Genomic DNA, 20,822 nt, shown 5'->3' on the forward strand with positions numbered 1-20,822 from the left:
TCTTCTATTTCTACAGGCGGACAAGCCATGAACCTGCAACTGGACAACCTGCGCAATGCCTACCTGAGCGGCGACACCACGCCCCGTGAAGTACTGCTGCACCTGCGCGAGAAAGCCGCGCACTTGAACCCCGATTATCACCTGTTTATCCACTTGCTTACCGAAGCGGAGCTGGAGCCGTACCTGGCCGCATTGGACGCGCGCGAACCGGCTGAGTTGCCGTTATTCGGCGTACCGTTTGCGATCAAAGACAACATCGACTTGGCCGGCATTCCCACCACCGCCGCGTGCCCGGCGTTCGCCTACGTGCCGCAGCGCAACGCGAGCATTGTCGAGCAGTTGATCGCCTTGGGCGCGGTGCCAGTGGGCAAGACCAACCTCGACCAGTTCGCCACCGGGCTCAATGGCAGCCGCTCGCCGTATGGCGCGTGCCCCAACAGCGTGTTGCCGGAGTATCCGTCGGGCGGCTCCAGCGCCGGGTCGTCACTGGCCGTCGCGTTGGGTGTCGCGAGTTTTGCCCTGGGCACCGACACGGCCGGTTCCGGGCGGGTGCCGGCGGCGCTGAATAACCTGGTGGGGCTCAAGGCGAGCAAAGGCTTGATCTCCACAGCCGGCGTGGTGCCGGCGTGCCGTACGCTGGATTGCGTCACCACCTTTACCCGCACCGCGCGCGAGGCCAGCCAGTTACTGGCGCTGACTGCCAAACTCGATCCGTTGGATGCGTACAGCCGAGCGAACCCGGCGTGGAATGATGCGTCGGCGTTTGGCGCACCACTCGCGTTTCGTTTTGGCGTGCCGCGCGAGCAGGACCTGGAGTACTTCGGCTGCGAGCAAGGCCCGCAGTTGTTTGCGCAGGCCATCGACCGCTTGATTGCACTGGGTGGCGAGCCGGTGACGCTGGACCTGTCGCCCTTCCTGGAAGCCGCGCGCCTGCTCTACGAAGGGCCGTGGGTGGCTGAACGCTACAGCGTGGCCGGTGAACTGATGGAGCAGAACCCCGAGGCCGTGCTGCCGGTGATTCGTGCGGTGCTGGCCAAGGCGCCTGCGGTGAACGGCGTGCAGACCTTCCGTGCGCAGTACCGCCTGCAAGCCTTGAAAGCGCAGTGCGATGGCTTGCTTGAAGGCCTCGACTGCGTACTGACGCCGACCATCGGCCGCCCGGTGACGCTGGAAGAACTGCGCGCCGAACCGGTGCTGCGCAACGCCGAGCTGGGCTACTACACCAACTTCATGAACCTGCTGGATTACGCCGCCGTCGCCGTGCCCAGCGGCTTTATGCACAACGGTTTGCCTTGGGGTGTGACGCTGTTTGGCCGAGCGTTCACCGACCAATACCTGTTGGGCGTGGCAGATGCGTTGCAGCGCCAGCACGATACGTCGCTGCCTGTGCCTGTCGGCAGCGCAGGTCATGACTTCACCCGGCTGGTGGTGTGCGGCGCGCATCTGCAGGGGCTGGCGCTTAACGGCCAATTAGTGCGGCGTGGCGCGCGCCTGCTGGAGCGCACCCACAGCTCGGCCGACTATCAGTTGTTCGCGCTGGCCGGTGGGCCACCCTATCGCCCCGGCATGCTGCGGGTGAGCGAAGGCGGCGTGGCTATTGAGGTGGAAGTGTGGGAACTGCCGAGCCGCGAATTGGGCTCCTTCCTCACCGGTATCCCCGCACCGTTGGGCCTGGGCAAGGTGCAACTGGCCGACGGGCGTTGGGAAACCGGCTTCATCTGCGAGCCCTATGGCTTGACCGGCGCCGTGGACATCAGCCACTTCGGCGGCTGGCGCGGCTACCTGCGCAGCTTGCAATAGCGGGGCGGGGCTGTATCGTGCAGGGAATTGCGCGATACAGCCCGAACCGACATGACCACACCCACCCTTTGCCCTGCCTGCGGTGCCCGCAACGACTGCACCCTGGCCGACCCACGCACCGCCGACCAAGCCTGTTGGTGCTACAGCGTCACCATCGACCCGGCGGTACTCGAAGCGCTGCCCGATGAACTGCGCAATAAGGCCTGCCTGTGCCCACGCTGTGCGCAGGTAGATGCGCAATTGCGTGGGGCTGAACAGCCGTAATGCGCGTTGATCGTTTCCTCAGCAACCTGCCGCGTTTCAATCGCCAACAAGTGCGTGTGCTGCTGGTTGAGCGACGGGTGACAGTTGATGGCGTGGCCGTCAGCGACCCACACCATGAAGTGCGAGCATTCAGCCGCGTCTGTGTCGATGATGAGGTACTGCAAGCCGGCAAACCGGCGCGTTATTTCATGCTGCACAAACCCCAAGGCTGCGTGAGCGCTACCGCCGACCCGGTGCATCCCACCGTGCTTGATTGGCTGAGTGAACCGGACACGCATGAGCTGCACATCGCCGGCCGTCTGGACTTCAACACCACCGGGCTGATGCTGATCACCAATGATGGCCAATGGTCGCGGCGCCTGACACAGCCCCAGACCAAACTGCCCAAGGTTTACCTCGTTGAAACCGAGCAGGACATTGGTCCTGAGTATGCAGCCACCTTTGCCGCTGGCCTGTATTTCGCCTTTGAAGATCTCACCACTCAACCCGCCGACCTTGAGCTACTCGGCCCAAGGACCGCACGCCTGAGCATCATCGAAGGCCGTTATCACCAGGTGAAGCGCATGTTCGGGCACTTTGATAACAAGGTGATCTGCCTGCACCGTGAGCGTATGGGGCCTTTGGTGCTGGATGCCACCCTTGCGCCGGGCGAATATCGGGAACTGACCGACGAAGAAATCCGACAGGTCTGACGACCGTTCGGCCGGTGATGGCAAAAAACCAGCTTGGCGCCTTGCGAGCTGGCGCCTGTGCTGCTTGAATCAAGATGCCAGCCAAATTATGACTGGCGAGTCGCCCCATAACCTCCAAGAAACACCTTGCCCCGCCCGCGCTTGATCTACGGGCCTTTCAGGCAAACAGCCCGCCACAACAACACCCGTCGGCCAGCCGCTATCGGACCGACATGGGCCCTCATCTTCCAGGCGTATGCCTACCTGTCATAAAGCTCGTGCAGAGTGATCTGCGCGCCCTACCCGCTTGCCAGGAGTCTTACGACATGAGGCCAGAAATCGCTGTGTTGGATATACAGGGTCAGTATCGGGTTTACACGGAGTTCTATCGCGCGGACGTTGCTGCAAAGACCATCATCCTGGTCAACGGCTCCATGGCCACCACGGCATCCTTCGCTCAAACCGTGAAAAGCCTGTACCCGCAATTCAATGTGGTTTTGTACGACCAGCCCTACGCTGGCCGCTCCAAAATCCATAACCGTCATGAGCACATGCTGACCAAGGAAGTCGAAGGCCAGATCCTGCTGGAACTCATCGAACACTTCGGCGCCGAACACGTGCTGTCGTTCTCCTGGGGCGGCGCCGCTGCCCTGGTCGCCCTCGCCCACCGCCCGCGCTGGGTGGAAAAGGCCGTGATCAGCTCGTTCTCGCCGGTGATCAACACCCCCATGCGCGACTACCTCGAACGCGGTGTCGACTACCTCGGCAACCTCGACCGCCACGGCGTCGGCCACCTGGTCAACAGCACCATCGGCAAACACCTGCCGTCACTGTTCAAGCGCTTCAACTACAAGCATGTGAGCGGCCTGGCCGAGCATGAATACGGGCAGATGCACTTCCACATCAGCCACGTGCTCAACAGCGACCGGCTGTGCTACCTAAAAGCCGCCAGGCAGATCGACATTCCGGTGCTGTTTTTGAATGGCGAATGGGATGAATACACCAGCGCCGAGGATGCCAAGCTGTTTGGCCAGCACGTGGCCAACAGCAGCTTCAGCACCATCCAGGCGACCGGGCATTTTCTGGACATGGAGCACAAGGCGGCCTGCCGGGACAGCCGGGATGCGGTGGTGGGATTTTTGAAACCAGAACGCCAGGTGAGCCGGTTGCGTTATCACCAGGGCCAGACGCAGCATGCGTTTGCTATCTGAAAGGCGGCTTATGTGGGAGCCGGGCTTGCCCGCGATGCAGGCGCCGCGGTGTGCCAGTCACACTCAGGTGATGCAATCGCAGGCAAGCCAGCTCCCACACAAGCTTGATGAACCCAACTCACACATTTTTCGAAGAAAAACTTCAAATCCCGGCGAACATCTGGTACAAAGTCAGCCGCTCTGAGCGGGTATAGTTTAATGGTAGAACAGTAGCTTCCCAAGCTTCCGACGAGGGTTCGATTCCCTCTACCCGCTCCACTTCTGCTTTTCCCTCGTTTTACGCATCATTCCCCACCTATCCAGCGCCAGCCCTTCGCCGAAACGGTATTGACCGCATTGGGACCAGAGGTAAAGGATCAGACGCAGCACTGAAGCTGAGTGCAGACGGCATTGACCCCATCAGCCATAAACCCGCCATGAACGCCGCACTGGCCGTCGTTGAAGCCGTTACCAGCGGCGCAGGCACTCCATCGTTGCCGGCAAAGGGGTGCTGGGCGAGGATGACTGACAGCCGGGAACGGCAGGCAAAAAAATCCGGTGCCCTAATAAGTAGCCCGGATTTCTCAGCGAGCCAAACCATCTGAGTACTACAGAGCTTTTACCGGCTTAATCAAACTCTCCGCCGGAATCCCAAACATCTCATGCAGTTTCCAAATCATCGGCAGCGTGAGAGCTCGTTTCCCGTTCAGCACCTCATAAACCCGATTTTTGCGCCCGATGGCAGGCACAAGGTCTGTTGCTGACAAACCAGACTGCTCCATCCTGAAACGTATGGCATCTACCGGATTGGGCAGGTCAACCGGAAAGTGTTTCGTTTCATAAGCCTCTATCAGCGTAATCATTACCTCAAGGTAATCCCCTTCAGAAGTCCCTGGCTCTGGTTCGTTGTCGAACAGCGGCGAGACAGCCTTCAGCGCTTCCTGGTAATCCTGTTCGGTATGAATGGGTCGAATGTTCATGGGTTACTCCATTTCAACAGTATCTGCGTCAACGGCGTCGTACTGCTTATGTGTGCCGACAAATTTGATGTAGAGCGCGCCGTAGCGGTAGGCCACAGAGACCACTAGTCGGTAGTCATTGCCTTTGATGTTGAACACGACCCGACGGCTCTTGAGAACGCTCGCATGGCGAAATTGGCCCTTGATGTCTGCGGGCGTTTGCCAGTTCGCTTTCTTGACCTCGTCAATCCAGGCAAGGAGGGGTTGCTCTGAATCCGGGTGTTTCTGCCAAAAAGTCTTGAGCTGGCTAATCGCGATGATTCTCATAGAATGATCCTAGTCCCACACTGGGACTCATACAAGTGCGTTTCATCTGTTTGCCGTGCCCTGATACTCCCCTACGCCCAGAAACGCCAAACTGAAATCATGAAAAAATTTACAGTCGGACACCCATGATCTGGTTGAAGAAGCAGTCGCGGTCACCGACCTCGGCCAGCTGCAGTTCTGATGGCTCCCCTTCCCCTTGGTATGTGCGGCCTGGGAAGGCAAGCCTGTTGCAGGGCGTGAAAAACCTACGCGGCGCGGTCCACGCGGTCTTGCGCCGCTTCTACCAGCATCAGCCCCAGTTCGATCATTTGCTGAATGGCCAAGGCCAGGTAGCGATGTTGAGAAGGCAGGCTTTCGGCGAACTCGTTGGTCATGGCACCCGCGCCAGCAATGGTTTCGTAGGCGTTGGCGAGCAAGGCTTCGGTGTTGGCTTCAGGGCGAACGCTGAACAGGGTCGCGGTTGGGTTGCAGGAGTCAGTACACATCTGTTGATCCTCGGTAAGGACCACCTTCCAGAGCTACTAAACAATGGGTGGCGGCTGTATGCAGGTTAGTAGACCGGCGGATCAACGAAACCGGCGCACCCGAAAGTGCCCTGCGTACAGCCACCATTGAGGACAGACATCGAGATGCCTGACTGATAGGACAGCCATACGCCGTTGATCAAATCGGGCTACTAAACCCGACCGCTGATGGGCAGCGGCAGACGAACCTTAAAGCGCTCGTCCAAGGCGTACAACTCAGACGATTCTGTGTGTTGTGTAGGCAATAACGCAACATTCAGGACCGCTGTACCGTTCTCCTTCAGACCGTAAATTCTGGCAATAGGAAAACCCTGAAGAAGGTTTGAAACCGGCACGCCCTCGCATCACTCTCCCCAGCCTTCGACACAGACATGTCTCTTGCCAGCCCGTATCCAACTAGATACAGTGAAACTCTGTGAGGCCCCGTGCGTTATTCAATCCAGCAAACCCAAGCCTTCACTCACTGGTGCTCGGCAATCCGCGATCTGCGAGCCAAAATCACTATTGCTCGACGTATCGAGCGAGCCAGTGTGGGAAATCTGGGTGATTTCAAGATGCTGGGCGGCGGTATTTCAGAGATGCGGATAGACGTGGGTACGGGTTATCGCGTTTATTTCACCCTGCGCGGCAGGGAGGTCGTCATCTTGCTGGCAGGTGGCGACAAGTCTTCACAAGAAGCCGATATCCGGCGAGCAAAAAAATTAGCAAAGGAGATTTGAGCATGACTCAAACACTGACGACATTTGATATGGCCGAGCTGCTCGACAGTGATGAAGCCATCAGCGAATACCTTTCTCAGGTGCTGGCAGACGGAGACAACGAGGAGTTCCTTCGCGCAGTAGGCTACGTAGCCAAAGCCCGTGGCATGACAAAAATCGCCACTGATGCGGGTGTAGGACGCGAGAGCTTGTACAAGGCATTTGCCCCGGGCGCAAAACCGCGTTTTGAAACGGTTCTGAAGGTGCTGCACTCACTTGGCATTGATCTGTTGGCTCGGCCTGGACACTCCTGCAATCACTCGATTGCCTGAGGCACACACCCCCGCTGCACCACCCACGCCAAGGGCAACGTCACCAACAACATGCCCGCCAATACCATCACCGCCACCGGCACGCCCAGTGCATCGCCCACACCACCAAACAGAACCGGCGCCAGCGCGCCGCCGCCGATCGTACCGGTGTAGAACACAGCAAACGCCTGCTCGCGTTTTCCCGCCGCTGCCAGGTCCGGCACGGCGCCGTACAGCACTGAGGAGGTGCCATTGAGCACCAACCCTAGCAGCGGCAGCATCACCATCAGTCCATGCAGCGGCAGGTACACGGCGGCAATGATCAGCAGCGCCGTGCTGGTTTCCGTCAGCCATACGGTTTTCATCATGCCGATGCGGGCACCGAGGTAGCCGCAGAGCAATTTGCCGAACGCGCCACCGATAAACAGCAGTGTCAACGCCAGGCCGATGCCGGCAGTTCCCGCGCCTTTGGCTTGCAGCAGAAACGGCAGGAAGGTGAGAAAGCCCATGCGCACGGCGCTGTCGAGCGTGCCGGTAAGCATCAGGGCACGCAGGCCGGTAATGGAACCGGTTCCGCTGAGGGGTTTGGCTTTTTTTACAGAAGCGGTTTCGGACATTTGCGCAGGCACCAGCCACCACAACAACCCCGCCGCCGCCACGCCGAGCAAGCCCAACAGTGTGGCACTGGCGCGCCAACTGATGACGGTGAGCAGCAAGCCGACCAACCCCGGGATCAGGGTTTTGCCGATATCGCCGGAAAAGTTGTATTGGGACAAGGCTTGCTTGACCCCACCGCCGTCCTCGTAAGCATCAGTAATCATCGAAGAGGCTAATGGGTGTTGGGTGCTGGCGCCCAAACCGCCTAACAGCAACGCCAATAGCAGCATGATCAGCCCAGTGGCCTGCCCTACCAACAAATAAGCGACGCCAGCAAGCGCCGTGCCGCCCACCAGCATCGGCATGCGCCCCCATCGTCGGGCGGCGCGGCTGGCCATCAGCTGAAACACGGCCATCATCCCGGAATAGGCACCGCGCAACAGCCCGATCTGCGCGTAGGAAAGAGCGAACTGTGCCTGCCAAATGGGCAGCAGCACGTAGATCACATCCGTGAGGCCATCGTGTACGGCATGGGCGCCGCACCCGGCGATCAGCGAGCGGCGGCGGTTTGAGGTTTCGCGGGCAGGCACAGCGCTGGTGTCGGTCATGATGCTTGGATCAAGTCAGGTTTAAGGGGCTTCCAGCCCGTCAGGGCGATCAGCAAAGTCAGCAGTTGAAAGCCGATAATCAGCGCTACACACCCAGCCCAGCCCCAGCGCTCCCACATCAAGGCGGGGACGATGGCACCACAACTGCCGCCCAGGTAATAACACGTGAGGTAAACGCCCACGGCCCCTGCCTTGTTGGCCTGCGCGGTGGCACTGATGAACGCGTTGGCGGCGGCCTGGGCGAGAAAGACACCGGTCGAACTGAGCGCCAGGCCCGCCACGATGCACCCCAGCGACGGCGCCAGGGTCAGTGCCGAGCCACTGATGCCCAGCACGGCAGCCACAGCCAGCAGCTCGGCGTGGGGCCGGGCTTTGCTGAGGCGACCGGCGACAGGGATCACGATCAAGGCCAGCAGAAACACCATGTACAGCGTGCCCAAGGCCGCAGGCCCGAGGTTGAAAGGCGGTAGGCCAAGGTAGAGTCCCGCGTAGGTAAATGCCGCAACCTGGGAGAACAACACACAAAACCCTACGGCGTAGGCAGCTACCAATGGCTTGCGAAAAACGCCTGACGAAGCAGCCTTGACCGGTGCGACTCGCGGCGGGTTATCGGGCAGCAAAAACTGAATGAACCCACCGACCATCAGACTCAATACGGCCAACAATTCAAAGGCCTCGCGCCAGCCGACATATTCGGTCATCACGCCGGTGACGAAGCGCCCGGCGAACCCGCCCAGTACGGTGCCCGCCACATAGAGGCTGGTGACTTCGGTCACCGTGGCGCCGCGCCAGCGGTCGCCGATGTAAGCCACGCTGGTGGCAAACACCACCGGGATCAACATGCCTTCCACAAAGCGCCACACCAACACTTCGACAAAGCTGCCGGCGTAGGCGGTCATCAGCGCGGGCACGGCCAGTAACAGCGCGGTCACAGCGATGACCGTACGCTGCTGGAAACGCCCGGTCAGCCGGCCGACAAATGGCGCGGTAACCGCCACGGCCAGGGTGGTGACCGTGATACTCCAGCCCGCCGCCCTGGCGCTGATATGAAACTGCTCGGCGAACGTGGTCAGGATGCTCTGGGTGGCATACAGGTTTAGAAACGCCGCGCAGCCACACAGGAACAGGGCAAGACGGGCACAATGCAGGCGCGGTTTCATGAAACCTCTCGTTTTATTTTGTGAGGTCTTTATAGAATGGCCAGCGGGTCTTAAACCAATACCGAATTCGAACCGATCAATACCCAGGGATCAGGATGCTCGACCTACGCAAGCTGCGTTACTTTCTGACGGTCGCCGAAGAACTGCACTTCGGTCGCGCAGCCCTTCGCCTGCACCTGGCCCAGCCGCCGTTGACCCGGCAGATCTCGGCGCTGGAAACGGAGTTGGGCTTCAAGTTGTTTGATCGCACCAGCCGCACGGTTTCCCTCACCGCTCAGGGCCGTTCGTTCTTGCCCTATGCGCGTAGCGTGTTGGAACAGGTGGAGCTGGCACAGGTAATCGCCGGTAAATTGGCCGCCGGGACCGCTGGGCAACTGACCTTGGGTTACGTCAGTTCGATCGCGCTGTCGGACCTGTTCAGCCAGGCGATCCAGGCCTTCGCCCAGGGTTTTCCCGATGTGCAGTTGACCTTGGTGGAGTGCGCTTCCGGCAGCCTGGGCGCACAGGTGGCAGATGGGCGCCTGGATGTCGGCCTGAGTCGTCTGCTGCCGCAAAGCCAGGCCGTGCAAGCGCTGTCGCTGGGTGAGGAGCGCTTGTGGGCGGCGGTTTCCAGTGAAAGTCCGTTAGCCGGCCAAACGCAGGTGAGCCTGGCGCAGCTCAGTGCTTACCCGCTGATTCTGTTTCCGCCCGATTACGGGTCGGGGTTGAACCAGTCGATCGAGCAGTTGTACCGACACCACGGCGTGCCCCTGCGTGCGGGGCCGACCGGGCGGCAGATCACTTCGATCATTGCGTTGGTGGCCGCCGGGCAAGGCGTGGCATTGGTGCCCGAATGCACCCGGAGCTTGATGAACAAGGGTGTCACCTATAAGCCCATGGTCGAGGTGGATGCCTGTGCGCAGCTGTTGGTGCTGACGCCTGCGGCCAGAAAAAGCCTGTTGGCTGACGCATTTCTCGCCGTTCTCGCCCATGTCTTAAACAACGAGTAACACTTCGAAAATCCCCGCAATACCTCTCTAAGACGCCGTTTTCAAAGGCTCATACACTTCATTCAGCACTTACCGAAACGCCGGTCGTCAGCCGTCGGTAGGTAGAGTGTTGATAATTTATTTTCAGTGGTTATAGTCACCACCAACACACACCACAAGGAGGTGCTGTGGATAGCCGATATTTGATAGGTCACATTGTTGCGGATGGCTGGTGCCTGGTACGCACCCGAGGCAGTCACCACCACTTCAAACACCCGACCAAACCGGGGCTGGTGACGATTCCTCATCCAAAGAAAGACCTGTTGGACAAGACCGCCAAGAGCATTTTGAAACAGGCGCTGCTGAGCTGAGCGCCCCTGGAGAGCAATAGACATGCTTTACCCCATCGCAATTTCAACCGGTGACGAGGACCACGCCTGGGGTGTGGAAGTGCCGGATATTCCTGGCTGCTACTCCGCCGGCGACGACCTGGACGACGCCATGGCCATGGCCCGCGAAGCGATCGAAGGGCACTTTGAAATCCTTGCAGAGGATGGCGCGCCGATTCCCACCGCTCAGAAAGTCACCCTGCACGCGGCCAACCAGGCATATGCCGGCTGCATTTGGGCCGTGGTTGATATTGATGTCACTAAATATCTGGGCAAAGCGCAGAAGCTCAATATCACCCTGCCGGGTTACCTGCTGAATCGAATTGATGAATACGTGTTGCATCATCCTGAAGAAAAAAGCCGTTCCGGCTTTCTGGCATCGGCAGCACTAAAGGTTCTGCAGCAGGAACATTGACTTAAGCAAATTCCTAAAGCGACGAAGACGACCTTCGTTAAAAATGCGCACATATCTTACCCATGAGCAGAGCCAATGCGCGTGCCTGTACAAAAAACTGAGAGCCAAGTCGTTAGAAAGGTGGTGGGGCTGGTATTGATCATTCCACTGCTGTTACCGCTGACGCCAATCCCTTTCGGCCTGAGGAGCCTGGCGTCGATAGCGGCTCTGGCGGGATCCATCTATGGCGTCTGGTATTCAAGGCAGAACGCCAGCCGAGGCATCACACTCTGCGCAACCGCACTTGCGCTACTTAACCTCGGTTCATGGGTAGCACTGTCGACGCCCTCGATCGTCTGGTTCATCTATTTCGTCGCTTGGGCCTATGGTTCCGGTAACTGGATTCACTGGAGCATTTAGTCCCAGTAGAATTTGACCGCAAGAAACTGGGTTTCCCAACCGCCCACAAGGTGGATAGTGGCCCCCTACATCTTCAAGGAGCCCGCTCATGCCCTACCAATACAAGCTCATGCCTTCCCCCGTCGGCCAGCTCACCCTGGTGGCGCGCAACGGCAAACTCAGCGCCATCCTGTGGGAAAAAGAACGCGCCAATCGCGTGCGTCTGGGCGAGTTGCATCTAGCCGACGACAGCCCGGTGTTACTGGAAGCCGAGCGCCAGCTACGGGAATACTTTACCGGCACCCGCAATCAGTTCGATCTGGCGTTGGACTTCGACGGCACCGATTTCCAAAAACAAGTCTGGCAGGCACTGCTGACCATCCCCTTCGGCGAAACCCGCAGCTACAGCCAGATTGCCCAGCAGATCGGCAACCCCAAGGCCGTGCGCGCGGTAGGCGCAGCCAATGGCCGAAACCCCATCTCGATCGTCGCGCCCTGCCACCGGGTGATCGGTGCTTCGGGCGGGCTGACCGGGTTTGCCGGTGGGCTTGAGGCCAAGCAGTATTTGCTGGCGCTTGAGGATCGCGGCCAGGCAAAGCTGGCCCTCTGATTACGCGTCTGCAAGGGCGTCACGGGTAAAGGCCTGGCACTCGTACAAAGGTTCGAAACCTAGTTGCCGGTACAGCGCGAAGGCACCCTGCGAGGCTTCTAGAAAGCATCGCAGGGCCCCGAGGCTCGACGCGTGCAGCAGAGCGGCATGGATCAATCGAGTGGCGTACCCTCTGCCACGCAAGCCCATGAGTGTGCCGATATCGCTAAGCCGGGCCTCGCCATCACACAGGGACAGCACCAGCGAAGACCTTACCTGCCCCTCATCGGACAAGGTGAAGTGGTAAAGCGCCTCACCCGCGTCCAGGGCCCGCTGGTGGCGGACCTGATAACGCTCAACCTCCTCGGGCAGCCTCATGAACGCACTGCCAAAGGGCTCAGCCCAATCGTTCATGTTCCGCGTGAGCTGGACCTGCACACCGCTCTCGCCCACCCATGGAGCCAGGCACGCCAGGTCACCCACCATCGCGGTGGTCTTTTCGACCGGCTTAAAGCCGTGTGCCAAAAACACCTCACCCAGCGCTTCGACCTGTTCCTCATGGATCACCACGCGTATTGCCTGCGTGGTACGCCGGATGAGCTCCAGCGGTGCGGCCAAAGCGTTATCCAGCAAAGTGCTGCCAACCCGGATAAACAACAAATTGAACGGGCTGAAATACTCATCCGTGAAATAAGCATTGATGCCGCCGCTGTATCGACGATGCGTTGGGCACACCGCGGCAAAAAAATGCTCTTCGGTTTTACCGTAGAGCGTGGGCAAATCGCAGGCGGCGTTAGCGTGCATGGGAGAACATCCGGATAAAAAAACCAGTCTTGCTCCCGCCATTCAAAGGCGCAGTAGGCCAATTCCTAAGATAGCCGGAGGAAAAAGCACGACATTGTTCTAACCCTAAAATGTAAAAAGAAATTTCGAAGCGGGCCTGCGGTCCATAATTTCATCACCCTCCGGTCAAGGAAAAACGGTCATGAAATTCTCTGCAGTCTCCCAATCTCTGTCCCGCTGGGCAGGCAGTGCCCGCACGTTCTACGTGGCTGTCGCACTGATTTTCCTGTGGAGCCTCAGCGGGCCATATTTCCACTACAACGACACCTGGCAGCTGATCATCAATACCTCGACCACCATCATCACCTTCCTGATGGTGTTCCTGATCCAGAACACGCAAAACCGCGACAACGACATCCTGCATATCAAGATCGACGAGTTGCTGCGCGTCTCCAAGGATGCGCAAAACGCCGTGCTGAGCCTCGATGGCCTGGACCGTAAGGAACTGGAAAAACTGCGCAGCGAATACCGCAGCATCGGCGCCGCAGGCAATGTCAGCCTCAACAGCAGTTGCGGCGAAGTAGTCGACGATGCGGTGACCAACAAAACCGATCTGAACCAGGCATAAAAAAACGGCGGTTGGAGAAAGTCCAACCGCCGTTTTCTATCTCAAGTGACGGACTCAACCGTCGCCTTGATGACCTTTGCCATAGGTTGACGCCAAGGCACGGGCCTTTTGCAGGCGCTCTTCCAGCTTGGGCAGCGTTTCATCCACCAGCGCTTTGATTTCCGGCACATCCGACGCCGCGCCTTCCTGTTTGAACAGGGCAATGGCGTCTTCGTTTTCCTTGACCTGTTGCGCGGTGTAGGCCGCGTCGAAGGAGTCACCGTCCTTGAGTTCGGGCATCAAGGTTTCGGCTTTATCGACGATCTTCTCGCGCGGGGCCACAGGCAAGTCGAGTTTCTTGGCGATGGCTGCCAGGTGCTGGTTAGCCTGGGTGCGTTCGTTGATCACCTCGATGGTGTAGTCCTTGATTTCCTGGGACGAGGTTCTGGCGTGGGCCATGCGACTGGTTTCGATATCGGCCATCCCTTTGGCCGAAGCCTGCTCGATGAATTCAGCAGGCGACTGGGCGAAAACATTGCTGGCGCCGAGGCCCAGCAGCATCGCGAAACTGGCGGTGCGTAACCGGATAGCCATGCGGCTCATGATGGGTTCCTCCAGGTCAAAAATAGGTGCGGGAACAGACGCCCCGCCCTGAATTCGAATTTTCAGGGCGGCAAAGGTTTAGAAAAAACTCGCCAGTGCGACGAACGGTCGTCGCTGTATCAGACGGGTTTGCTGCCAAACAGGCCCGGCAACGCATGCGCCAGGGCATTGATGGCGAAGCCGATAAACATCACGCCACAGAGTTTGGTGATAAGGATTTCATGGCGCTGATACACGGTGCGCACACGTTGGGCGCCGACCACGCCGATCAGAATGGCATAGGCCAGCAGGCCACCGATAAAGCTCAGGAAGATAAACGACGGCAGCATCGCCCACGTCAGCAACTCGGCACGGCTGGACAACAACGCGGTGAAGGTCGCCACGGCCACCGGGTAAGCCTTGGGGTTGGTGAGACCGAACACAATGCCGTGCCAGAACGGGTGCCGAGCCGCGCCCTGAGGTGCATCGCTGCTGCGCCGCTGGGTACGGATCGCACGCCAGCCGAGCCAGAACAGGTATAAACCGCTGAGCACGCCCAGTGCATCAAAGGCTGTGCTGCCCACTTCCCGCGCGCCCACGATGGCAATCAACGCCGTGCTGCACCACACCACGTCACCGAGCAAATGCCCGCACAAAAAACCCGCCCCGGCACGGCGACCACGGGCAGCGCCGATACCGAATACGGCGAGCACGCCCGGACCGGGCGTAATGCCATAGATAAAACCCGAAGCAAGCACGGCGAACAGCAGGGATAGGGTCATGGGCGCGACTCTGATAGACGGTGATGAGGTGGATCGATTCTGCACGTTCCGCCGCTACGGGTAAAACTTCATTCCTGCATAAGGTTTGGCGCGACAGGCTTGCAAACGTGAGGCCAGATCGCCGACGTGGGCTTCGAGCTTGTGGCCATCGGGGTCGAGAAAGTAGAACGACGCGCCTTCACTGCGGTTGTCGCGCCATTCCCGCACCTGCGCAGCGCGCAGGCGCGCCACCAGCGCCGCAAAATCACCGGTATCGGCGGTAAACGCGTAGTGCGTGTATTCAGCCGCAGGCTCTGGCGAGCGCAATGGGTCGAGGGACAAGCACAGCCATAAACCGGGTAGGGACAAATAGGCGCCGCCGTCCCAGGTCGCATCGAGCCGAAGTTGCAACAATTGATGGTAGAAGCCGATGCTGCGGTTCAGGTCGGTGACGGCAAGGGTCAGGTGGTTAAGGCCGCAGAGCATGGAATGTCCTTTTATCTATTCACCCAGTGACGAACGGGGCAAACCGTTTTTGCGATGACAATGCAGTATGTTGCACTACACATCACTACATCGAGGCTCTTATGCCTGTTATGTCCCTACACATACCGGAAGACGTCGCCGACACGCTTGCCAGTCTCGCCAAGGCGACCGGGCGCAGCAAATCCTTTCTAGCCGTAGATGCATTACGCGAATACCTGACGCGTGAGGCCTGGCAAATAGAGGAAATTAAAAAAGCATTGAAAGAAGCTGATGCGGGCGACTTTGCGACAGCGGCCGAAGTAAAAGCAGTCGCCGATAAATGGCGTAACAATGCAGGTTGAGTGGCTGAGGGCTGGCCTCAGGAATCTTAATAATGAAGCGGCCTACATTGCCGAAGAAAACCCGAAAGTTGCCCATGAGTTCGTGCAGGCGATCTTGACCGGGCTTGAACATGTCGCTGAATTTCCGGCGATGGGCAAAGAAGGCTGAGTGCCCGGCACGCGCGAATGGGTATTGCCCCGATGGCCCTATATCGTTCCCTACCGTATTCGAGATGGCCGGTTACAGGTGATGCGAATTTTTCATACACGCCGCCAGCCACCCGCTTCCTGGTAGCCACGGTTCAGACGGACAACACACCCTGTACCTGCCCAATCAACCACTGCAACCCCGAATCCCCGCCCCGCCGCGCATGCCACGCCAACTCAAACGCAAACGAAGGGATATGAAACGGCGGCGGCACAGCCAGCAGGTGCTGCTGATCGATGTTGAGCAAGCCTCTGGATGACACCGTCAAAACCAGGTCTGTGCCCTGGATCAACTGCGGCGCCACGCCCCAGTGCGGCAGGCTGATCGCCACATGCCGGCGCTCACGAATTGCCGTCAACGCCCGTTCGATCTCCGGGGTGCCACTGCCGCGCATTTCCAGCAACACATGCGGACGCGACAGGTAAGCGGGCAGGTCGAGCACGCCGTTTTTCGGCAGGCTTTCGCGGTCAATCAGGCAGGTGTAATGCTCCTCGAATAACGGCGTAGTGCGCAGTTCGGCGGGCATGTCGGGGAACACCCCGGCGGCCAGGTCGAGGTCACCATTGAGCACGCCGTCGACCATGCCTTCGCGGCTGGCCTGGACGATTTGCAGGTCGATGCCAGGCGCTTCACGGCGCAAGGTGCGGACCAGCCCCGGCAGGAAAATCGCCGCGCTGTAGTCCGACATCGCCACACGAAACCGGCGTTTGGCCGATGCTGGATCAAACCGGTTGGGCGCCAGCAGCGCCTGCACCTGGGCCAGGGCTTCGGCCAGTGGCGCGGCCAGCTCCAGGGCGCGGGCGGTCGGCACCAAGGCACCGCCCTGGCGCACCAGCAATGGGTCACCAAGCAGATCACGCAAGCGCGCCAGCGCATGGCTGACCGCCGGCTGGCTCAGGTGCAGGCGCTCGGCGGCGCGGGTGACGTGTTGCTCGCTGAGCAAGGCGTCGAGGATCACCAGCAGGTTGAGGTCGATGCGGCGCAGATCATTCATCAGCTGCATGCTCAGCATAAGAACTTGGAATTTAAATTTGCGCGACGAATAGCCTAGAGTCCAGCAAAACCTCTGGGAGAACTGAGATGACGACGTTGCATTGGGCTGGTCTGTTGGCACTGGCGGTGATCGCCGGCGCGGTAGTGCCGTTTCAAAGTGCGATCAACGCAAGCCTCGGGCGTGGGCTGGGGCACCCGTTGTGGGCCACGCTGGCGTCACTGCTGGTGAGCATTATTGTGTTGCTGCCGGTCATCATCGCGCTGCGCCTGCCCTTGCCGAGCCTGGCCTTTATCACCAAGGCGCCGCTGTGGATATGGGCCGGAGGCGCGTTTGGCGTGTGCTTTATTTCGCTGGCGCTGATGTTGCTGCCCAAGCTCGGCGCGTCAGGGTTTATTGCGCTGGCCATGGCCGGGCAGATTCTCGCTTCGCTGCTGCTCGATCACTTTGGCCTGTTCGGCCTGATGGAACGCCAACTGACAACGCCCCGCGTGCTGGGGGCGTTATTGTTGATTGGCGGGGTGGTGTTGATTCAGTTCAGCGCCACACCGGCCCGCGCCCTTGCCACGGCAGGCTGATCAGCCCCTGTCGAGCGTGCGCAGTTTTTGTGGCAAGCCCCACAACAGCAGCGCCGCCGCCAACAGCGCACACACGCCGATCACATACAGCGCCGGCGTGGTGCTACCGGTGAGGTCCTTGATGCGCCCCACCATCACCGGGCTGACGATACCGCCGAACTGCCCGAGGGTGTTGATCACCGCAATGCCACCGGCCGCACCCGCACCGGCGCCAGCCAGCAGTTTGGGCGGCAGGGTCCAGAAGGCCGGGATCGAGGCAATGATGCCCGCGCCCAACAGGCCCAGGGCGATGATCAGGAAGGTGGTGTGGTCGGCAAAGATCCCGGCGCAGAAGAAGCCAATGGCGCCCAGTACCACCAGGCCGCAGACAAACTTGCGGCGCTCACCGGTGGCGTCCGACAGTCGCCCGATCACCACCATGCTGATCGCCCCGCACACATAGGGAATGGCGGTGAGCAGGCCGATCATCACCGGGCTCTGGGTGCCGGCACTGCGGATCAACTGTGGCGCCCAGAAGTTGAGGCCGTAAGACGCCACCTGGATCAGAAAGTAGATAAACCCAAGCATCAAAAACCCTGGAATGCGGATCGCCGAGAGCAACGAGCCACCGTGCGCGTTCGGCTCATGCTTGGCGATGCGGCTCGACAGCAGGGTTTTCTCGGCAGGCGTCAGCCAATGCGCGTCTTCAATGCGGTCCTTGAGCAAGGTCAGCACCAGAAAACCCAGGCCGATGCAGGGCAAGCCGCCGAGCAGGAACAGCCAGTGCCAGCCGCGCATTTGCAGCACGCCGTCGAGGTGCTCCAGCACCAGCCCGGAGAATGGCGCGCCGACCAAACCAGCGAACGCCGAGGCCAGGAACAGCATCGAGGTGATGCGCCCACGAAAGTGCTGCGGGAACCACAGCGTCAGGTAATACAGCACGCCAGGCGCAAACCCCGCCTCCATGGCGCCAATGATGAAGCGCAGGCCATAGAACTGCCATTCGGCGGTGACAAACACCATGGCCGCCGTGGCCAGGCCCCACGACATCATGATGCGCGCGATCCAGCGGCGGGCACCGACCTTGTAGAGCATCATGTTGCTCGGCACTTCGAACAGCACATAACCCACCACAAACAAGCCGGCGCCCAGGCCATAGGCGGTGTCGCTCAGGCTCAGGTCGGTTTGCAGCTGGAACTTGGCGAAGCTGATGTTGATGCGGTCAAAAAACGCGAACAGGTAGCACACCATGATCAGCGGCATCAGGCGCCAGGCGACCTTGCTGACCAGGGCTTTTTCGGCATCGATTTCAGCGGCCGGGCGCACGCCGACCTCTAACGTATTAGTGCTCATGGTTTCTCTCCAGCGGGCTGCTCACAGGCGCCCGATTGTTTTTGTTGTCTGGTAGCGCGTTACAGCGTGGCGATGTAAGCCGGTGGCGGGTGCAGGTCGCCATTGCGCCCGGCCTTGGCCACTTGGCCGGGCAGTTCATGCCCAAGCAAGGCCGGCAGGCGGCGGGACATTTGCAACAGGTGCGGCAGGTCGATGCCGGTGTGAATGCCGACCTCTTCGCAGAGGTTGACCAAATCTTCGGTGCAGATATTGCCTGACGCGCCCGGTGCAAACGGGCAACCGCCGAGGCCACCCAACGCCGCGTCAAACCGGCGGGCTCCGGCCTCGTAAGCGGCCAGCACATTGCACAAACCCAGGCCACGGGTATTGTGAAAATGCAGGGTCAGATCGCTGGCCGGCACCTGTTGCAGCACGCGCTTGACCAGACGTTCGACCTGTCGCGGATTGGCCATGCCGGTGGTGTCGGCCAACGTGATGCCCTGAATGCCCAACTCGCGATAGGCGTCGACTATTTGCAGCACGCGGTCTTCATCGATCTTGCCTTCGAACGGGCAGCCAAAGGTGGTGGCAATGCTGCCGTTAAGGCGCACCGGGTGGTCGGCGGCAAAGCTGACGATATCGCCAAAGGCTGCCAATGACGCCTCACAGCGCATGCGCATATTCGCCAGGTTGTGGGTCTGGCTGGCGGACATCACCAGGTTCAGCTCATCGGCGCGCGACTCGATGGCGCGCTGGGCGCCCTTGAGGTTGGGGATCAGCGCCACATAAATCACACCGGCCCGGCGCTCAATGCCCTGGAACACCTGCTCGCCATCACGCAACGCGGGAATGGCTTTGGGCGACACGAACGAGCCCGCCTCGATTCGCGAAAAACCGGCCTGCGCCAGCGCGTTGATCAGCGTGATCTTGTCGGCGGTTTCAACCCACGTCGGTTCGATTTGCAAGCCATCGCGCGGGGACACTTCCTGCACGATCAGCGCATCGGAATAATCAGTGATCATTGCACCACTCCCGCGGTTTTCAAGCGCTGGATATCGGCGCCGGTGAGGCCCAGGCTGCCAAGGATGTCATCGGTGTGTTGGCCCAGGGTCGGGCCTTGCCAGTTCACACCACCGGGGGTTTCAGAAAGTTTGGGCACAATGCCGGGCATCTTCACCGACACGCCGCCGGGCAATTGGGCATTGAGCAGCATGTCACGCGCCTGGTAGTGCGGGTCGCTGACGATATCGGCCACCGAGTAAATGCGCCCGGCCGGCACCTCGGCGGCTTCGAGCGCGCTGAGCACCTGGTCGATAGGCAGGCTGCTGGTCCAGTGGGTAATGGCCGCATCGAGCAGGCCACTGTTGGCGGCGCGGCCGTCGTTGTGGGCAAACTCCGGCGCTTCAGCCAGGTCGGCACGGCCGATGGTGTGCATCAGACGCTTGTAGATCGGGTCACTGTTGCCGGCGATCACCACATAGGCGCCGTCGGCAGTCAGGTAGGTGTTGGACGGCGCAATACCCGGCAAGGCGCCGCCGCTGCGCTCACGCACATGGCCGAGCATGTCGTATTCGGGCACCAGGCTTTCCATCAGGTTGAACACACTTTCGGCCAGTGACACATCGACAACCTGCCCCTCGCCCTGCCCGGTCTTGACCCGCAGCAGCGACATCAGCGCGCCGATCACCGCGTGCAACGAGGCGAGAGAGTCACCCAGGCTGACGCCAACCCGCGCCGGCGGAGAGTCGGGGTTGCCGGTGGTGTAGCGAATGCCGCCCATGGCCTCACCGATCGCACCAAACCCTGGGCGATCGCGGTAAGGCCCGGTCTGGCCGTAGCCGGAGATACGCACCAGAGTCAGCTTGGGGTTCAGCGCATGCAGCACGTCCCAACCCAGGCCGAGTTTCTCCAGGCCGCCGGGGCGCAGGTTTTCGATCAGCACGTCGGCGTCGCCCAGCAATTGCTTGATCAACCCCAGGCCTTCCGGGGACTTGAGGTCCAGGGCGAGCGACTTTTTGTTACGCGATTGCAGGTACCACCACAGCGATGTGCCTTCGTGCAGCTTTCGCCATTTACGAAGCGGGTCGCCCTGGCCCATGGCTTCGATCTTGATCACCTCGGCGCCGAACTCGGCCAGCATCCGCGCGGCGAACGGCGCGGCAATCAGCGTGCCGATTTCAATCACCTTGATACCGCTCAACGGCGCTGTCATGGGATGGTCCTCTTGTTCTTGGAATATGCAGCCAAGGCTAGAGGACAGAGGGAAGATAAATCCAACCGTCAGTTGGCAAGGAGCGTTCGCGAAATGCGAACGGCTATTGGGTGCCGGCGTCAGTCAGATCGCTAT

Annotated in this window: 27 protein-coding genes, 1 tRNA gene and 1 pseudogene; 16 read left to right on the top strand and 13 right to left on the bottom strand. The window is 60.1% G+C overall.

Annotation, left to right across the window (positions count from 1 at the left end):
• The first annotated feature begins 27 nt into the window (after positions 1 to 27).
• From atzF to ACQY47_RS07355, 5 genes are all read left to right on the top strand, one after another.
• Positions 28 to 1,800 carry an allophanate hydrolase gene (gene atzF / locus ACQY47_RS07335; protein WP_428556714.1) on the top strand — a complete coding sequence of 591 codons (1,773 nt, stop codon included), beginning with the start codon at positions 28 to 30 and terminating at the stop codon, positions 1,798 to 1,800.
• Between the two features lie 51 nt (positions 1,801 to 1,851).
• Positions 1,852 to 2,064, top strand: coding sequence for a cysteine-rich CWC family protein (locus tag ACQY47_RS07340; RefSeq protein ID WP_017137305.1), 213 nt, complete (start codon positions 1,852 to 1,854; stop codon positions 2,062 to 2,064).
• Entirely contained in the window at positions 2,064 to 2,756 is a 693-nt protein-coding gene (locus ACQY47_RS07345) for a 16S rRNA pseudouridine(516) synthase (protein WP_177032625.1), read from the top strand. Before ACQY47_RS07340 ends, ACQY47_RS07345 begins: the two co-directional genes overlap by 1 nt.
• 305 nt (positions 2,757 to 3,061) lie before the next feature.
• Entirely contained in the window at positions 3,062 to 3,946 is an 885-nt protein-coding gene (locus ACQY47_RS07350) for an alpha/beta fold hydrolase (protein ID WP_428556717.1), read from the top strand.
• Positions 3,947 to 4,130: 184 nt separating this feature from the next.
• Positions 4,131 to 4,204, top strand: a tRNA-Gly gene (locus ACQY47_RS07355).
• A gap of 329 nt (positions 4,205 to 4,533) precedes the next feature.
• Here ACQY47_RS07355 and ACQY47_RS07360 read toward each other — a convergent pair.
• From ACQY47_RS07360 to ACQY47_RS07370, 3 genes are all read right to left on the bottom strand, one after another.
• A complete protein-coding gene (locus ACQY47_RS07360) occupies positions 4,534 to 4,905 on the bottom strand; it encodes a helix-turn-helix domain-containing protein (protein WP_138451923.1) in 372 nt (123 codons plus the stop codon).
• Between the two features lie 3 nt (positions 4,906 to 4,908).
• Positions 4,909 to 5,211 (bottom strand): type II toxin-antitoxin system HigB family toxin, encoded by a 303-nt coding sequence (locus tag ACQY47_RS07365; protein WP_236460903.1) that lies wholly within the window; start codon positions 5,209 to 5,211, stop codon positions 4,909 to 4,911.
• Between the two features lie 245 nt (positions 5,212 to 5,456).
• Complete coding sequence (locus ACQY47_RS07370) at positions 5,457 to 5,696, bottom strand: DUF6124 family protein (RefSeq protein WP_017137302.1); 240 nt, start codon at positions 5,694 to 5,696, stop codon at positions 5,457 to 5,459.
• A gap of 464 nt (positions 5,697 to 6,160) precedes the next feature.
• Between ACQY47_RS07370 and ACQY47_RS07375 the strand changes: the two genes are divergently transcribed.
• Both ACQY47_RS07375 and ACQY47_RS07380 read left to right on the top strand, forming a co-directional pair.
• Complete coding sequence (locus ACQY47_RS07375; protein WP_058419537.1) at positions 6,161 to 6,454, top strand: type II toxin-antitoxin system RelE/ParE family toxin; 294 nt, start codon at positions 6,161 to 6,163, stop codon at positions 6,452 to 6,454.
• Positions 6,455 to 6,456: 2 nt separating this feature from the next.
• Complete coding sequence (locus tag ACQY47_RS07380; protein ID WP_058419536.1) at positions 6,457 to 6,765, top strand: addiction module antidote protein; 309 nt, start codon at positions 6,457 to 6,459, stop codon at positions 6,763 to 6,765.
• On the opposite strand, the gene ACQY47_RS07385 is transcribed toward ACQY47_RS07380, so the two are convergent.
• Both ACQY47_RS07385 and ACQY47_RS07390 read right to left on the bottom strand, forming a co-directional pair.
• Positions 6,750 to 7,949: an MFS transporter gene (locus tag ACQY47_RS07385; protein WP_428556720.1), complete on the bottom strand. Its 1,200-nt coding sequence runs from the start codon at positions 7,947 to 7,949 to the stop codon at positions 6,750 to 6,752. The two genes, ACQY47_RS07380 and ACQY47_RS07385, sit on opposite strands and share 16 nt — an antisense overlap.
• Positions 7,946 to 9,109 carry an MFS transporter gene (locus ACQY47_RS07390; RefSeq protein ID WP_428556722.1) on the bottom strand — a complete coding sequence of 388 codons (1,164 nt, stop codon included), beginning with the start codon at positions 9,107 to 9,109 and terminating at the stop codon, positions 7,946 to 7,948. Before ACQY47_RS07390 ends, ACQY47_RS07385 begins: the two co-directional genes overlap by 4 nt.
• 95 nt (positions 9,110 to 9,204) lie before the next feature.
• On the opposite strand from ACQY47_RS07390, the gene ACQY47_RS07395 reads away from it, so the two are divergent.
• From ACQY47_RS07395 to ACQY47_RS07415, 5 genes are all read left to right on the top strand, one after another.
• Positions 9,205 to 10,098 carry a LysR family transcriptional regulator gene (locus ACQY47_RS07395; protein WP_428556724.1) on the top strand — a complete coding sequence of 298 codons (894 nt, stop codon included), beginning with the start codon at positions 9,205 to 9,207 and terminating at the stop codon, positions 10,096 to 10,098.
• A 167-nt stretch (positions 10,099 to 10,265) separates the two neighbouring features.
• Positions 10,266 to 10,448, top strand: a complete 183-nt coding sequence (locus ACQY47_RS07400; RefSeq protein WP_428556726.1) for a type II toxin-antitoxin system HicA family toxin — start codon at positions 10,266 to 10,268, stop codon at positions 10,446 to 10,448.
• 22 nt (positions 10,449 to 10,470) lie between these two features.
• Complete coding sequence (locus tag ACQY47_RS07405; RefSeq protein ID WP_169985481.1) at positions 10,471 to 10,881, top strand: type II toxin-antitoxin system HicB family antitoxin; 411 nt, start codon at positions 10,471 to 10,473, stop codon at positions 10,879 to 10,881.
• 75 nt (positions 10,882 to 10,956) lie between these two features.
• Positions 10,957 to 11,280, top strand: a complete 324-nt coding sequence (locus ACQY47_RS07410) for a hypothetical protein (RefSeq protein ID WP_017137294.1) — start codon at positions 10,957 to 10,959, stop codon at positions 11,278 to 11,280.
• A gap of 88 nt (positions 11,281 to 11,368) precedes the next feature.
• Positions 11,369 to 11,869: a methylated-DNA--[protein]-cysteine S-methyltransferase gene (locus tag ACQY47_RS07415; protein WP_017137293.1), complete on the top strand. Its 501-nt coding sequence runs from the start codon at positions 11,369 to 11,371 to the stop codon at positions 11,867 to 11,869.
• Here the strand turns inward: ACQY47_RS07415 and ACQY47_RS07420 are convergent, their stop codons facing one another.
• Positions 11,870 to 12,652, bottom strand: a complete 783-nt coding sequence (locus tag ACQY47_RS07420) for a GNAT family N-acetyltransferase (protein WP_428556729.1) — start codon at positions 12,650 to 12,652, stop codon at positions 11,870 to 11,872.
• A gap of 181 nt (positions 12,653 to 12,833) precedes the next feature.
• Between ACQY47_RS07420 and ACQY47_RS07425 the strand changes: the two genes are divergently transcribed.
• On the top strand, positions 12,834 to 13,259 hold the full coding sequence (locus ACQY47_RS07425; RefSeq protein ID WP_017137291.1) for a low affinity iron permease family protein: 426 nt from the start codon (positions 12,834 to 12,836) through the stop codon (positions 13,257 to 13,259).
• Between the two features lie 54 nt (positions 13,260 to 13,313).
• Here the strand turns inward: ACQY47_RS07425 and ACQY47_RS07430 are convergent, their stop codons facing one another.
• The 3 genes from ACQY47_RS07430 to fos form a co-directional block, all read right to left on the bottom strand.
• A complete protein-coding gene (locus ACQY47_RS07430; protein WP_428556731.1) occupies positions 13,314 to 13,841 on the bottom strand; it encodes a DUF4142 domain-containing protein in 528 nt (175 codons plus the stop codon).
• 119 nt (positions 13,842 to 13,960) lie between these two features.
• Positions 13,961 to 14,602: a LysE family translocator gene (locus ACQY47_RS07435; protein ID WP_428556733.1), complete on the bottom strand. Its 642-nt coding sequence runs from the start codon at positions 14,600 to 14,602 to the stop codon at positions 13,961 to 13,963.
• A 54-nt stretch (positions 14,603 to 14,656) separates the two neighbouring features.
• Entirely contained in the window at positions 14,657 to 15,067 is a 411-nt protein-coding gene (fos, locus tag ACQY47_RS07440; protein ID WP_017137288.1) for a fosfomycin resistance glutathione transferase, read from the bottom strand.
• 101 nt (positions 15,068 to 15,168) lie between these two features.
• Here fos and ACQY47_RS07445 point away from each other — a divergent pair, with 101 nt between their 5' ends.
• Both ACQY47_RS07445 and ACQY47_RS07450 read left to right on the top strand, forming a co-directional pair.
• Positions 15,169 to 15,408 (top strand): CopG family ribbon-helix-helix protein, encoded by a 240-nt coding sequence (locus tag ACQY47_RS07445; RefSeq protein WP_428556736.1) that lies wholly within the window; start codon positions 15,169 to 15,171, stop codon positions 15,406 to 15,408.
• Positions 15,398 to 15,682 (top strand): annotated as a pseudogene (locus ACQY47_RS07450) (type II toxin-antitoxin system RelE/ParE family toxin). Before ACQY47_RS07445 ends, ACQY47_RS07450 begins: the two are co-directional and overlap by 11 nt.
• Before the next feature lie 7 nt (positions 15,683 to 15,689).
• Here ACQY47_RS07450 and ACQY47_RS07455 read toward each other — a convergent pair.
• Complete coding sequence (locus ACQY47_RS07455) at positions 15,690 to 16,598, bottom strand: LysR family transcriptional regulator (protein ID WP_395600163.1); 909 nt, start codon at positions 16,596 to 16,598, stop codon at positions 15,690 to 15,692.
• 77 nt (positions 16,599 to 16,675) lie between these two features.
• Between ACQY47_RS07455 and ACQY47_RS07460 the strand changes: the two genes are divergently transcribed.
• The gene (locus ACQY47_RS07460; protein ID WP_138453960.1) at positions 16,676 to 17,164 is read left to right on the top strand and encodes a DMT family transporter; all 489 of its coding nucleotides are present in this window, start codon (positions 16,676 to 16,678) and stop codon (positions 17,162 to 17,164) included.
• On the opposite strand, the gene ACQY47_RS07465 is transcribed toward ACQY47_RS07460, so the two are convergent.
• Genes ACQY47_RS07465 through ACQY47_RS07475 form a run of 3 tightly spaced genes read right to left on the bottom strand, consistent with a single transcriptional unit; the run spans position 17,165 to position 20,687 of the window.
• The gene (locus ACQY47_RS07465; RefSeq protein ID WP_428556738.1) at positions 17,165 to 18,496 is read right to left on the bottom strand and encodes an MFS transporter; all 1,332 of its coding nucleotides are present in this window, start codon (positions 18,494 to 18,496) and stop codon (positions 17,165 to 17,167) included.
• A gap of 59 nt (positions 18,497 to 18,555) precedes the next feature.
• Positions 18,556 to 19,497: a hydroxymethylglutaryl-CoA lyase gene (locus ACQY47_RS07470; RefSeq protein ID WP_017137282.1), complete on the bottom strand. Its 942-nt coding sequence runs from the start codon at positions 19,495 to 19,497 to the stop codon at positions 18,556 to 18,558.
• Entirely contained in the window at positions 19,494 to 20,687 is a 1,194-nt protein-coding gene (locus ACQY47_RS07475) for a CaiB/BaiF CoA transferase family protein (protein WP_169985470.1), read from the bottom strand. Before ACQY47_RS07475 ends, ACQY47_RS07470 begins: the two co-directional genes overlap by 4 nt.
• Between the last annotated feature and the right edge of the window lie 135 nt (positions 20,688 to 20,822).

Origin of the sequence: Pseudomonas edaphica (assembly GCF_965277385.1) — a bacterium.
Taxonomy (GTDB): Bacteria; Pseudomonadota; Gammaproteobacteria; order Pseudomonadales; family Pseudomonadaceae; genus Aquipseudomonas; species Aquipseudomonas edaphica.

Bases quoted from the DNA above. Each gene is read 5' to 3' on its own strand.
- atzF (WP_428556714.1), top strand. From the start codon at position 28: ATGAACCTGCAACTGGACAACCTGCGCAATGCCTACCTGAGCGGCGAC.
- ACQY47_RS07340 (WP_017137305.1), top strand. From the start codon at position 1,852: ATGACCACACCCACCCTTTGCCCTGCCTGCGGTGCCCGCAACGACTGC.
- ACQY47_RS07345 (WP_177032625.1), top strand. From the start codon at position 2,064: ATGCGCGTTGATCGTTTCCTCAGCAACCTGCCGCGTTTCAATCGCCAA.
- ACQY47_RS07350 (WP_428556717.1), top strand. From the start codon at position 3,062: ATGAGGCCAGAAATCGCTGTGTTGGATATACAGGGTCAGTATCGGGTT.
- ACQY47_RS07360 (WP_138451923.1), bottom strand. From the start codon at position 4,905: ATGAACATTCGACCCATTCATACCGAACAGGATTACCAGGAAGCGCTG.
- ACQY47_RS07365 (WP_236460903.1), bottom strand. From the start codon at position 5,211: ATGAGAATCATCGCGATTAGCCAGCTCAAGACTTTTTGGCAGAAACAC.
- ACQY47_RS07370 (WP_017137302.1), bottom strand. From the start codon at position 5,696: ATGTGTACTGACTCCTGCAACCCAACCGCGACCCTGTTCAGCGTTCGC.
- ACQY47_RS07380 (WP_058419536.1), top strand. From the start codon at position 6,457: ATGACTCAAACACTGACGACATTTGATATGGCCGAGCTGCTCGACAGT.
- ACQY47_RS07385 (WP_428556720.1), bottom strand. From the start codon at position 7,949: ATGACCGACACCAGCGCTGTGCCTGCCCGCGAAACCTCAAACCGCCGC.
- ACQY47_RS07390 (WP_428556722.1), bottom strand. From the start codon at position 9,109: ATGAAACCGCGCCTGCATTGTGCCCGTCTTGCCCTGTTCCTGTGTGGC.
- ACQY47_RS07395 (WP_428556724.1), top strand. From the start codon at position 9,205: ATGCTCGACCTACGCAAGCTGCGTTACTTTCTGACGGTCGCCGAAGAA.
- ACQY47_RS07405 (WP_169985481.1), top strand. From the start codon at position 10,471: ATGCTTTACCCCATCGCAATTTCAACCGGTGACGAGGACCACGCCTGG.
- ACQY47_RS07410 (WP_017137294.1), top strand. From the start codon at position 10,957: ATGCGCGTGCCTGTACAAAAAACTGAGAGCCAAGTCGTTAGAAAGGTG.
- ACQY47_RS07415 (WP_017137293.1), top strand. From the start codon at position 11,369: ATGCCCTACCAATACAAGCTCATGCCTTCCCCCGTCGGCCAGCTCACC.
- ACQY47_RS07420 (WP_428556729.1), bottom strand. From the start codon at position 12,652: ATGCACGCTAACGCCGCCTGCGATTTGCCCACGCTCTACGGTAAAACC.
- ACQY47_RS07425 (WP_017137291.1), top strand. From the start codon at position 12,834: ATGAAATTCTCTGCAGTCTCCCAATCTCTGTCCCGCTGGGCAGGCAGT.
- ACQY47_RS07430 (WP_428556731.1), bottom strand. From the start codon at position 13,841: ATGAGCCGCATGGCTATCCGGTTACGCACCGCCAGTTTCGCGATGCTG.
- ACQY47_RS07435 (WP_428556733.1), bottom strand. From the start codon at position 14,602: ATGACCCTATCCCTGCTGTTCGCCGTGCTTGCTTCGGGTTTTATCTAT.
- fos (WP_017137288.1), bottom strand. From the start codon at position 15,067: ATGCTCTGCGGCCTTAACCACCTGACCCTTGCCGTCACCGACCTGAAC.
- ACQY47_RS07445 (WP_428556736.1), top strand. From the start codon at position 15,169: ATGCCTGTTATGTCCCTACACATACCGGAAGACGTCGCCGACACGCTT.
- ACQY47_RS07455 (WP_395600163.1), bottom strand. From the start codon at position 16,598: ATGCAGCTGATGAATGATCTGCGCCGCATCGACCTCAACCTGCTGGTG.
- ACQY47_RS07460 (WP_138453960.1), top strand. From the start codon at position 16,676: ATGACGACGTTGCATTGGGCTGGTCTGTTGGCACTGGCGGTGATCGCC.
- ACQY47_RS07465 (WP_428556738.1), bottom strand. From the start codon at position 18,496: ATGAGCACTAATACGTTAGAGGTCGGCGTGCGCCCGGCCGCTGAAATC.
- ACQY47_RS07470 (WP_017137282.1), bottom strand. From the start codon at position 19,497: ATGATCACTGATTATTCCGATGCGCTGATCGTGCAGGAAGTGTCCCCG.
- ACQY47_RS07475 (WP_169985470.1), bottom strand. From the start codon at position 20,687: ATGACAGCGCCGTTGAGCGGTATCAAGGTGATTGAAATCGGCACGCTG.